This window comes from Centipeda infelix ATCC 43532 (assembly GCF_000234095.1).
GTDB classification, from domain to species: domain Bacteria; phylum Bacillota; class Negativicutes; order Selenomonadales; family Selenomonadaceae; genus Centipeda; species Centipeda infelix.
This window is the reverse complement of the sequence record NZ_JH376797.1, coordinates 357,724-369,804: the sequence shown is the minus strand read 5'-3', so window position 1 is coordinate 369,804 and position 12,081 is coordinate 357,724. Positions and strand designations below refer to the sequence as shown.

Below are 12,081 nucleotides of genomic sequence, written 5' to 3'. Positions count from 1 at the left end.
TGATTATCCTTTACTTTTCCGCAATCATAGACCTAAGTTCATCTTCATCCAAGATCGGAATGCCGAGATCTTCCGCCTTTTGCAGCTTGCTCCCTGCTGCTTCGCCTGCGACGAGATAGTCGGTTTTCTTCGATACAGAACCTTTTACCGTACCGCCATGCGACGTAATCAGAGCGGCACACTCCTCGCGGGAAAGCGTCGGAAGCGTACCCGTAATGACAAAAGATTTGCCGTCCAGTGCCGCACCTGCGCGTTCCATCGGGGTACTCGCAAAGTTCACGCCCGCAGCACGGAATTTGTCGAGCAATGCCTGCCCCGTTTCTGAGGTGAAGAACTCCGTGAGTTTCAGCACGCTGATTTCTCCCATGTCGGGAACGGCTCGGATTTTTTCGGGATCTGAGCATGCTGCATCCTGCAAGACATCAATGGACGGGAATGCCTGCATGAGTGAGAGTGCTGCCGCGCGCCCGATGCCCGAGATCCCCAGCCCCGTGAGGAGGCGATCCGGTGTATTTGCCTTGCTTGCCTCAATGGCAGCAAGGCGGTTATCGACACTCTTTTCCCGTCCAATCAGCCCTGATGAGATGAGTTCATCCCGATGTAAATGCAGTGCGTATATATCTGCAACATCATGCAGATAACCTGCGCGTGTCAGTGCAATGATCGCTGATTCTCCAAATCCCTTGATATCCATTGCGTTACGGCCGACAAAGTTCAGGATGTGGTTCTCCACCTGCGCGGGGCAGGCGGGATTCTGACACTTCATATCTGCCGTATCCGCCTCGCGTACGGCATGAGAGCCACAGACAGGGCATACATCAGAAATCACATAGGGTTGCGCATCCTGCGGACGTTTGTCTGTCACCACTGCTTTGACGCGTGGGATGATCTCCCCCGATTTGTAGACGAGAATCGTGTCGCCGAGACGTACATCCAGACTGTCAATATAGTCCTGATTGTGCAGGGTCGCTCGCTCGACGCGTGTACCGCAGAGCTGCACGGGATCGAACACTGCCGTCGGCGTAATGCGCCCTGTCCGTCCGACGGACAGCTCAATATCGCGGAGAATCGTCTCCTTTTCCTCGGGCGGATATTTGTAGGCAATCGCCCAGCGCGGCGCCTTTGCCGTTGCACCGAGTTCTGCACGCTGCGCAAAGTCGTTGACCTTAACGACGGCACCGTCAATGTCGTAGGGTAGTTCCCCGCGCCGTGCACCAATTGAGGTGATTGCGTTCCAGACTTCATCCGCTGTATGGCAGACCTTATAGTTCGCAATGATCTTGATGGCCTGTGCACGCATAAAATCATAGGCATCGGTATGTGAGACAAAGGTATGCCCCTCTGCACGCTGCAAGTTGAATACGAACATCGAGAGCTTTCGCTCCTTTGTTACGCGTGCATCCAGCTGACGCAGTGTTCCTGCGGCACAGTTGCGTGGATTTGCAAACATTTTCAGACCAAGCAGTTCCTGCCGTTCGTTGACCTCTGCGAATGCCGCGCGTTCCATATAGACCTCTCCGCGCACTTCAAAATATGGAATAGAATCATGCAGAGTCTCTACAACGTCGTCAATAGCGCGTGCGTTCAGCGTGACATCCTCCCCCTGCACGACTCCGTCGCCGCGTGTAATCGCGCGCGCAAGGATGCCGTTCTCATACCGTAGGGCGAGAGACAAACCGTCGATTTTTTCTTCCACGACAAACTCTGCCGATGGAAACTGTGTAAGCACACCTGTAACGAATGCGCGAATCTCCGTCTCGTTGAACACATCTTGGAGCGAAAGCATCGGAACATCATGCGGAACGAGTACCCCCACCTCACGCTGTGCAGTTCCACCCACCTTCTGCGTCGGTGAATTCTTTGTGATGAGCTCGGGGTACTCTGCCTCGATCGCCTTGAGCCGCTGCATGAGCAGATCGAACTCATAATCCGAAATGTCGGACGCATTTTCATCATAGTACTGCTTGGAATACTTGCGGATCTTCTTCCGCAGCTCCGTGAGCTCGCTCTTGATTTCCTTGATATCGCTCATGTTTCCCTCATAGCTTCAAAATTGGTGCATATTTCTGCACAAACTTCTTGATTCCTTCCCCCGGGAATGCAATCGTGAGCTCTGCATCCTCTCCCTCACCGCTGATGGCAACGATGCGTCCGTCTCCCCACTTGCTGTGGCGCACGGCATCCCCCGCCGTGAACTTGGCTGCGGTATCGGGGCGGATGACACTCCCATCCTCTGCCGTATGCTGTGGCGGCGGCGGCAGATAGGAGCGGCGTCCCCCCGAGGAACCACGCCCCCAGACATCGGCACGTCCCCGCACACCTGCTTCTGCATAGACATCTGCTGTCTTGCGTTCAAGTAGCTCCTCCGGGATCTCGGCAAGGAAGCGTGATGGACGCGACATCTCCGTTCGTCCGTAGATCGTCCGCTGACGTGCATAGGTCAGATAAAGCCGTCGTTCGGCACGCGTGATACCGACATAGCAGGTGCGCCGCTCCTCCTCGATCTCCGTATCGTCGAGCAGCGTACGCGAATGTGGAAACAGCCCTTCCTCCATGCCCGCCATGAATACGGTCGGGAACTCCAATCCCTTTGCCGCATGGAAGGTCATGAGGGTCACATTTCCCTCAGACTGCTCTGTCTCATCCACATCGGAGATGAGTGAAATCTGGGCGAGGAAGTCCTCCAGTCCGTTCTGCCCTTCCTCTGCACCGTCCTCGAAGTTCTTTGCCACGCTGATAAACTCGCGCAGATTCTCAAGGCGGTCGCGATTGTCCTCCTTCGGATCGTCCTCAAGAGCTGCGGCATAGCCGGACTCCTCAATGATATCCTCGACAATCTCGTGCAGTGGTCGCGTTCCCAGCTGTCCCATGTATGTAAATACAAGCGCGGAAAAATCCTCAAGTTCAAATTTCACCTTTGCCGACAACTTTGGAATCGTGTCGAGCAGCTGCATATCTGTAATGAGCTCAAAGAGGGAAAGGCGATATTCTGCCGCTTTCTCCATCATACGTCCGAGCGTGGTCTGTCCGAGCCCGCGTTTAGGCACATTGATGATACGCAGGAGACTCAGCGTGTCGCGCGGATTGTAGATCACGCGCAGATACGCAATGATATCCTTGATCTCACGGCGGTCATAGAACCGTACGGAGCCTACCATAGCATATGGAATGCCCGTTGCATAAAAGGCTTCCTCAATGTTGCGGGACTGCGCATTTGTCCGATAGAGCACGGCGATATCGCCATACTTCGTATTGAACATGGTGTGCAGACGCTCCACCTCACGCACGATGAACGCGGCTTCGTTCTTCTCCGTACCGCCTTCATAGACTGTGATTGGATCGCCCGTGGGATTATCTGTCCAGAGATCTTTTTTCTTGCGTGTCAGATTGTTTTCAATGACGGCATTTGCCGCAGCAAGGATATTCTTTGTTGAGCGGTAGTTTTGTTCGAGCAGGATCACGGTCGCCTCGGGATAGTCACGCTCAAAGTTCAGGATATTTCGCATATCCGCACCGCGCCAGCCGTAGATGGACTGATCCGCGTCACCGACGACGCAGATATTGCGATGTCCTGCGGCAAGCAGCTTCGTGATCGCGTACTGTGCACCGTTTGTGTCCTGATATTCGTCCACGAGGATGTACTGAAATTTCTTCTGGTACTTTTCGCGGATCTCCGCGTTGTTCGAGAGCAGTTCCACCGTCAGCATCAAAAGGTCATCGAAATCGAGTGCATTGTTTGCACGCAGTTTTGACTGGTAGAGCTCATAGATCTTCGCCACCTGCTCGCCAAAGAAATCTGTCGCCTGTGCCGTGAATGCCTTGACATCGAGCAAACGGTTTTTTGCGTCCGAGATATGCGACTGCACAGCCCCCGGAGCCGTGTGTTTCTCGTCAATATTCAGCTCCTTGAGGCACTCGCGGATCAGACTTTTGCTATCGGAAGCATCATAGATGACGAAGTTTTTCGCATAGGTGCCGAGGTGTTCGATCTCCATGCGGAGGAATCGGGCACAGAAGGAGTGGAATGTGCTCAGCCATACACCATGCGCAGATTCACCTATCAACGTGTCGACACGGTCACGCATTTCGCGTGCGGCTTTATTCGTAAATGTAATGGCAAGAATGCGGTACGGCGGAACACCGTGCTCCAAGAGGTTTGCAATGCGGAAGGTCAGCACGCGTGTCTTGCCGGAGCCTGCGCCTGCCACAATGAGGAGAGGTCCCTCAAGACAGGCTACGGCTCTCTGCTGCGGCTCGTTCAGCCCCTGAAACAAATCCATGAAAACTCCTTCCAATGAAGAAAGGCGGGGCCGCCGCTATGGCAAACTCCGCCCCTGCCGTTATTATATCGGATGCACCTTACGTCTTGATGCGCTTGACCGCCTCCGAGAGCGGCGGGATGATCTGCTTCTTGCGCGACATGACGCCGGGCAGATAGAGATGAGTTCCACTCGTATCCTTGCGGAACGCCTCACCGATGAGCGTGCGTGGCGACCCCGTGAAGAGCAGATAGGTCGCCTCCTCGAGGATGTCTGTAATCATGACGAGACTCAGATCGAAGCCTTCTGTATCACAGATGGTCTTCATCGCGGCGAGCAGCTCGTCCTCCTTCGCCATGATTTCCTTTGTATCCATGACGGAGGTCTGGCTCACGACAACACGGTATGCTCCAATCGTGAACTCCTTGAGGTCGTTGCGCACAATCTCCATCGGCGACATATTGCCGATGCTTGAGCCTGCCTTGAGCATCTCAAGGCCATAGGCATTGAGATCAACATTTGCAATATCCGCAAGGCGTTCGGCCGCCTTCTTATCCTTCGGCGTGCAGGTCGGTGACTTGAAGAGCACGGTATCCGAGATGATCGCAGATAGTAGAAGACCTGCAATCGAAGGAGGAATGTCGATGTCGTTCTGCCAATGCATATTAGAGACAATGGTCGCGGTGCACCCAACCGGCTCAGCGTGCGTGTAGATTGGCTCGCTCGTGCTGATGCCGCCGAAGCGATGGTGATCGATGATCTCGACGATTTTCGCTTCCTCGATGCCCTCGACTGCTTGATTGCGCTCGTTGTGATCCACGAGGATGACCTGCGCCGGCTCTGAGACAACGAGACGGTCACGGCTGACAAGACCGACAATGCGCCCGTTCTCGAGGACGGGATAGTTGCGGAAATTCGTCTCCTCCATCGTTCCCTTGATGTCGGAGAGAAGATCGAGTGGCTTGAAGCAGACGGGATTATCGTGCATGATACGCCGAACCGGTACGCACTGATTGATGAGACGCGCCACTGTATAGGTATCGTATGGCGTTGACAGGACAAAGGTGCCGCGCGCCTCCGCCTCCTCCAGAGCCTCCGCAGGAACGCGTCCGTCTCCTGTCATAATGAGACATGAGATGCCTTGCCGGATGCAGGCGAGAATCGTCTCTGTACGGCGGTCGCCGACAAGAACGATGTCATTTTCCTTGATGAGCTTGTGGATCGTCTCAACACTGCCGGCAGCAATACGAATCTGACCCTTGATTGTCTCGCCCTCTTCTCCCGAGACGAGTACATTGCTGTCCGTCGCGCGGATGATGTCACGATAGCGGACGCGCATATCCGAGAGATTCGTCATGCCGAGCTCCTGGAAATAACGCTTTGCCAGATCGCTGACGGAAACAATGCCGACAAGAATTCCCTTGCTGTCTGTCACAGGGATGGAACGCAGATCGTTCTCACGCAGCACCTCGCCGAGGTTGCGAAGTGTGTCGTGCTGACGAACGACAATTTTGCAGTCCATCGCAATATCTTTGACGCGTGGGTAAAGATCGGGAATGAGAAGTGGCTGTTCCACATGGAAATACTCAAGGACAAACTTCGTTTCCTTATTCAACTTTCCGGCGCGTGCAGCAACGGCATTGACACCCATCGCTTGTTTTAGATGTGCATATCCGACTGCGGAACAGATGGAGTCTGTATCCGGATTGCGATGCCCGATGACATAAATCGGTTTTGCAACATTCAAAATGATACCTCCCTATCGCGGCCTCCACATGCCGCATACTTTGATTTCCATTATACCATACTCGTGGATATGATTCAATTTTTGCAAAAATAAAAAAGATGACGCGAGTTCCGCTAAGCTGCGCCATCATACGAAAATTATGTTTCGAAAGCACCTTTGATCTGATGTACGTTCCAACTGTCACCGATGGCATATACCTCGAGGACATCAAAGCGGCAGATGGTGTTTTCCCTGCGCTGTTCGTATAAATACCAATATGCCGTCTGTATGATCTTCTGCCTCTTTTTGTAATTCACGGCTTCGGCAGGCACCCCGTAGCGCACACTGCTGCGCGTTTTCACCTCGATAAAGACGAGCGTGCCGTGATCGTCCGCAATGAGGTCAATCTCGCCGATCTTCGTACGATAATTGCGCATGAGAATACGATAGCCCTGCCGCCGCAAGTATTCTTCTGCACAGGATTCACCCCGGTCACCGAGGTGCTTGTTGTTCATGACGGTCTCCGTTCGCCCGCATGACGGTCGATGCGATAGACATGTGCAAGTACCTCTGCAATCGTCCGATAGAGTTCTGGCGGAATCTCGCGGTCGATCTCAAGTGCCATCAACATATTGACGAGGGACTTGTTCTGATAGACGGGAATACCATTCTTGCGTGCCTCCGCCAATATGCGGTCGGCAACGAGCGAACGTCCTTTCGCCGTAACGCGCGGTGCCTTGTCGTTCTTGACATCGTATTTGATCGCAACGGCGCGTGCCTCCTGCTCGACCGTCCCATCCTCGACAGGTGAAGTGTCCTTATCCCATTGTTCCGTCATCTCTCACCCATCCTTGTGCCCTAGTCATACTTCTGTATTATACGTTTTCTGTTCATTTCACGTCAAGAAAGAACGAATATTTTCAGTGTTATCAATTTGTGAAGAAACGACGCTCGCCGATTGCCCCGATCTGGATGCCCTCGATGACAAGCGATGTTCCGTCTGCCGACTCTCGTATCTCGTCGAGTACATGACGGAACTCCCACGCGGCATCAGCATCCGAGAAATAGAGCCGCATATCCACATGATTCTCCTCGTAGATACGGTTGATGAGCTCCACCGTTCCAATGTTGTCCGTGAGCACACAGATGCGAAGCCATGTCTCCTTTTTTATGAGATCTGTCTCCTCGTCTTTTTTTGTCTCATCGTAAACATGGATATAGGCGGGATATTCGGACGCTCCCATAAAGAGCGGCATGACAAAGTTCATCGAGCGCTGTCCAGGCTGCGGCGCAGCATTCTCACCCTCAAGCGCGTTGCGCATGGTGAGTGCAAGAGCCGCGACATCCCTGCCTGCACGCTTGTACTGCTCCGCTGTCATTTTGCGTGTCTTTACGATATCTGCCATCTGCATAAACGCCCAAAGGCGTGGAAGATCCGGCATCTGCTGCTCAAACGCCGCCTGACGAACCGTACCGGGAATGTTCTGCTGGGTCAGCTGAATGAGCTGCTGCAGTTGCTTTGCATCTCCCTCACTCAGTGTTTGACCGCGACCACTGACAAAGTTTTGCAGCAGCAGAGCCTCCTTCTGGCTCAAATTCTCGTTCTGCAGCAGCGTCTGTGCAAGATTCCGCAGGACGTTCATCGTCTGCGGCGTATTCTCCATCGTCTGCGTGAAGAATCGCGGAATCGTACTCTGCATCTCAGGGGTCTTCATTTGCGCTGCACTGTGTGCAGGAGTATTTGGGGCAGTTGGCAGTTCTGCTGCTTGTCCTCCCTGCGGACGTACGGACTGTGCGGCGGTCTCCCCTTGCGGATTTGACTTCGCAGCCTGTGTCTGTGCCTCTGTGTTGGTTGGCGTTTTTGTGCCGGTGTCTGGAGCAGGTCTGTTTTCCACAGGAGTTTGTGACTCGCCTTGTCGTGGCAGAGGCATTGTCGTTTCCTTTGCGTTCTGTGCTGCGTTTTGTGTGTTTCCTGTGGAAGGAGCAGGAGTTTGCACACGTTCGGGGGCATTTATCCCTTGAGGTGCTTCGCCGGCTGCGGCTTTCTGTGCAATTCCCACCTCATTTGCAGCGGGGGGTGTGCTCTGCGGCGTGGAGGAGTTCGTTTGTGCAGGGGGCTGCGGGGCTTTTCCTGTATTTTCCAGCGGCATACCAGCTGGTTGCCGCTGTGTCGCTGTGGTGCTCTCTTTTGCCCCTGCATTCGTTGTCGATACAGGGGTCTGTGTGCGGAGCATTTGCTGTTCAGGTGTTGTCTCTTCGGGCACAGCAGATGATGTATTTGGCGTTGACGAAGACGTGCGTCCCTCTTGCCCTCCGGCTGAATTTTGCGCTGTGGGCTGTGCCATACCCTCCTGCACCGCTGTAGGTTGCGGCATTTGCTGTGCTGTATTTTCCGTACCACGCGGCATCAGGAGCTGAACCAGCTGATTCAGGAAGGTCAGCGAATTCGCCCCCGCATTGCCGGAGGCGGAAGCAGATCCTTGGGCGTTCAGTTGGGCGAGAAATGTCTGCAAATCTTTTGGAAGAAGTTCCGCATTCCCCGTATCGAGCAGCTGAAACGCCGCCTTTGTCAGCATGATCGGTTCAAATGTTCCACCCGCCTCCTTGGAAAGAGCCGTCTTCAGACCCGTGAGGAGGGATGCAAGATCATCACTCACCTGTGGTGCACTGCCTTCCTCGGACATCGTCCCGAGCTGATTGAGCATACGGGAGAGTGTTGTCAGCTGATCGGTCGAAAAGCGCTGACTGGCTGCTGTGCTTCCAAGTCCCTGACCAAGGGTTGTCTCAAGGGAAAAGGACTGCCGAATCATATTCTGGATAACTTCCTTGAGCTCCTGCGGCATCTGCTGAACATTCGTCTGCTGGCGTCCGTTGATCTTCGATAGGACATCTGCCATGTGGTCGATGGCTGTTTCAATCGAGACATTCGTGCGTTGACTGAATGCGGCGGACGAATCGCCCTGATCTCCGCGGTTTTGTACGCTCTCAGTCGTTCTCCCCTGCGAGATCTGCGAGGCGGCAGGAATGACGGGAGATGCTGTTGTAGTATTTGCTTCCATCGACACGGTATTCACAGCCTTTTCTGTTATATATTGTTCAGTATGGAGCGGATCGGCTCAAAGGATTTGCGGTGAAGAGGACATACACCGTATGTTCGGATCGCCTCGACATGTTCACGTGTCCCATACCCCTTATGCTTTGCAAAGCCGTAATTCGGATATGTGAAGTCGTACTCGTCCATCAGTCGATCGCGTGTCACCTTCGCCAAAATCGATGCTGCAGCAATCGACGCTGACTTTGCATCCCCCTTGATGATGGACTGCGACGGCATAGAGAGTTTCGGCAGCTGCACGGCATCGATCAAGACCTCATCGGGGGCGGGCGTGAGGGCTGCGATTGCCTCGTACATCCCCATCCTCGTCGCCTGAAGAATGTTCATGCAATCGATGGTATCCGCATCGATCAGTGCAACATGATAGGATATGGCAATATCGGAAATCTGTGCAAAGAGTTCTTCGCGCACGGCGGGGGACAGCTTTTTAGAGTCATTGATCCGGGGCAGATGTGCCTCATGCGGCAGGATGACAGCGGCAACGGCCACAGGACCCGCAAGAGGGCCGCGCCCCGCCTCATCCACACCTGCAACAAGCGTGTGCCCCGCCGCGACGGCGGCACGCTCATATACATACATCGCATCAAGACGCTCCCGCTCCCGTTGTGTACGCTCGTAGCGGCGCAGAATGGTCTGCACAGATTTCCTTGCATCCCTTCGACAGGATTCAATCAAGTCATCTGTCACATCGCCATGAAGAAATATGTTCTCTATTTCTTTTATCGTCAAATTTGTCATTTCCTTTACCGCGTGTCCTCTGCGGAATCTTTGGACGGAAGCGCATCCAGTGTAACGCACCCGAGTCGCCCGCAACGAAAATCTGTCAATACAATCTGCTGTGCCTTCTCATCATCGACCCTGCCGCCCGCACGCAGACAGCCGCGTTTTCGTCCGATTTCCTCAAGCAGCTCTACGCCGCTTGGAACCTCCCCCTCCAGTCGATAGCGATCCTTGAGGTAGACAGGATACTTTGTGCGAAGCGTATCGAGAAGAAGGAGAACAACGCTCGCCACATCGTAGACATTGTCGTTGATTGCCCCCGTGAAGGCAAGGTGAAGTGCAGCCTGCCGATCCTCGAACTTCGGCCAGAGTATCCCCGGCATATCGAGCAGTTCCAGCTGTGCACCGAGACGAATCCACTGTTTTGCACGAGTGACGCCGGGACGATTCTCCACCTTCGTCTTTGCCCCACCTGACAGTCGGTTGATGAGCGATGATTTTCCCACGTTCGGAATGCCGAGAATCATGCAGCGTGCAGCACGCGCCTTCGCCCCATGCTGAACGAGCTTGTCCGTTTTCGGTTTTGCACATTTTGCAATCGCCTGTACGAGCTCCTTGACACCGCGTCCTTTGACCGCATCCACTGGAACCGCCGAAATCCCTCCTGCAGCGAAGTATTTCACCCATGCACGTGTCGCCGCCTCATCCGCAAGATCTGCCTTATTGAGTACAATAACGCGCGGTTTATCACCGACAATTTCGCGCAGCACGGGATTCGCCGAGCTCATCGGAATCCGCGCATCAAGCAGTTCGACGACCACATCTACCAGCTTCAGATTCTCCTTAACCAGCCGCTCTGCCTTCCGCATATGCCCCGGGTACCATTGCAGGCTCGGGATGTCGATTACGTTGTCATTATCAATCATTATGTGTATTCCTCTCAGATGTTGATTTTACTGGAGTTTATCAGCATACGGATATGTATAGCACGAGAAAATCATAATCCATCATTATCAATACTATATCATATTTTAAGATAAAAACCCATAAACGGGAGACAAATGGGAGACGAGAATGCAAAAAGGGAGACAACAAAAATAAGCCCCAGAGCCGTAGCTCCGGGGCAGTGAACACCTCTATGTTATTGTCTCACACAGTCTTGACCGTCGGTGCCAGCGACTTATCAAGCACCATCTTGATAAGCCACACAGAGCCCTGCATGACTGCGGGCAGGACGACCGCATCGCGCCAGTAGCACCAGCCGTGCTCATCCTTTGCCTGCTCCTTGATCTGCGCTACGAACTTATCGACGCTCTGCTCGATCAGCGGCAAGCCCTCGGCGAGGATAGCGCGTGTGATCCGCTGCTTGGCCTCCTCCGTTACCTGCTCGACGTTGAGTTCCTTGACGATGTTGTCACGGATGTCTGTCCACTTGCTCATGATGTAATCTCCTTTCACGGCGTGCCGCCGCTCTCCTGCCAATACTTACGGTACCAATTAGCTTTTCCACGCAGCACGTCACCGCCGCGTCCGCCGTCCTCTGCCCACGGGTGGTATTTTGGGCTCTCCATCGTACCGAGGTATTCGAGATCCCAACGCTCACACGTCGACTTTGGGCCGTACGGGTCGTGCGGGCAGATGCCATCCTCATTGTCCGCCGCCTCACCGTGCGTGAGTACACGCTGCTTGTCGATGGTCAGCCAGAGACCGTTACAGAGTGCCGCGACTGCCTTTGCCATACCCTCGATCTGCAGCGGCGTTGGCGACTCCTGTCCGAGGTTGTTGGTTGTTGCTCCCACACAGCCAAGGAGGCAGATGCTTACACTGCCGCTGTTGCGGCAGTAGGTTGCCGCCAGAATGTCATCCAGTTCCCCATCAGCGATGACGTAGATCTCGCCGTCCCTGTCGATCTGGACGTGATAATCATCCCAAAACTGCCCGTAGTGTCCGGCAGACCAGTGAAGGTACAATTTCGTCTCACGCCCCTGTTTCCGCGCTGCGTCGGCGATTGCTTCACGGTAGTACATGGCGAGGCTCTCAAGTTCTGCGGGCGATACGCGCCGCATCTGCGACGGATGAAGTACATGTGCCATTTATCTTGCTCCTTTCTTACTGATTACCGACCGCCCGAGAAATCCGATCAGTCCCGATGTGACGTTGCTCGAAAGCTCGGGCGTCCCATAAAAAACGGACAGGACTGCCACGATGACAAGTCCTGTCCCGACCATCCAATCGACCGGAGGAAGCCGCTCCTGTTTCACGTT

The 12,081-nt window shown here is 54.1% G+C and carries 11 protein-coding genes; all 11 read right to left on the bottom strand.

What is annotated here, in order from left to right; all coding sequences use genetic code 11:
* Positions 1-10: 10 nt before the first annotated feature.
* Positions 11-2,032, bottom strand: coding sequence for an NAD-dependent DNA ligase LigA (gene ligA / locus HMPREF9334_RS01795; RefSeq protein WP_006691799.1), 2,022 nt, complete (start codon positions 2,030-2,032; stop codon positions 11-13).
* Between the two features lie 7 nt (positions 2,033-2,039).
* Positions 2,040-4,280 carry a DNA helicase PcrA gene (gene pcrA, locus HMPREF9334_RS01790; RefSeq protein WP_006691798.1) on the bottom strand — a complete coding sequence of 747 codons (2,241 nt, stop codon included), beginning with the start codon at positions 4,278-4,280 and terminating at the stop codon, positions 2,040-2,042.
* A 79-nt stretch (positions 4,281-4,359) separates the two neighbouring features.
* Complete coding sequence (locus HMPREF9334_RS01785; RefSeq protein WP_006691797.1) at positions 4,360-6,006, bottom strand: putative manganese-dependent inorganic diphosphatase; 1,647 nt, start codon at positions 6,004-6,006, stop codon at positions 4,360-4,362.
* A gap of 137 nt (positions 6,007-6,143) precedes the next feature.
* Positions 6,144-6,500, bottom strand: coding sequence for a YraN family protein (locus HMPREF9334_RS01780; RefSeq protein WP_006691796.1), 357 nt, complete (start codon positions 6,498-6,500; stop codon positions 6,144-6,146).
* Positions 6,497-6,823, bottom strand: a complete 327-nt coding sequence (locus HMPREF9334_RS01775; protein WP_006691795.1) for an EscU/YscU/HrcU family type III secretion system export apparatus switch protein — start codon at positions 6,821-6,823, stop codon at positions 6,497-6,499. Before HMPREF9334_RS01775 ends, HMPREF9334_RS01780 begins: the two co-directional genes overlap by 4 nt.
* Positions 6,824-6,914: 91 nt before the next feature.
* Positions 6,915-9,044: a hypothetical protein gene (locus HMPREF9334_RS01770; RefSeq protein ID WP_006691794.1), complete on the bottom strand. Its 2,130-nt coding sequence runs from the start codon at positions 9,042-9,044 to the stop codon at positions 6,915-6,917.
* A gap of 26 nt (positions 9,045-9,070) precedes the next feature.
* Positions 9,071-9,835: a ribonuclease HII gene (locus HMPREF9334_RS01765; RefSeq protein ID WP_006691793.1), complete on the bottom strand. Its 765-nt coding sequence runs from the start codon at positions 9,833-9,835 to the stop codon at positions 9,071-9,073.
* Between the two features lie 5 nt (positions 9,836-9,840).
* A complete protein-coding gene (gene ylqF, locus HMPREF9334_RS01760) occupies positions 9,841-10,743 on the bottom strand; it encodes a ribosome biogenesis GTPase YlqF (RefSeq protein WP_006691792.1) in 903 nt (300 codons plus the stop codon).
* Positions 10,744-10,966: 223 nt separating this feature from the next.
* Positions 10,967-11,257, bottom strand: a complete 291-nt coding sequence (locus tag HMPREF9334_RS01755) for a hypothetical protein (RefSeq protein ID WP_006691791.1) — start codon at positions 11,255-11,257, stop codon at positions 10,967-10,969.
* A gap of 14 nt (positions 11,258-11,271) precedes the next feature.
* On the bottom strand, positions 11,272-11,910 hold the full coding sequence (locus HMPREF9334_RS01750; RefSeq protein WP_006691790.1) for an N-acetylmuramoyl-L-alanine amidase: 639 nt from the start codon (positions 11,908-11,910) through the stop codon (positions 11,272-11,274).
* Positions 11,911-12,078 carry a hypothetical protein gene (locus HMPREF9334_RS12090; RefSeq protein WP_006691789.1) on the bottom strand — a complete coding sequence of 56 codons (168 nt, stop codon included), beginning with the start codon at positions 12,076-12,078 and terminating at the stop codon, positions 11,911-11,913. It lies immediately after the preceding gene.
* Positions 12,079-12,081 lie beyond the last annotated feature (3 nt).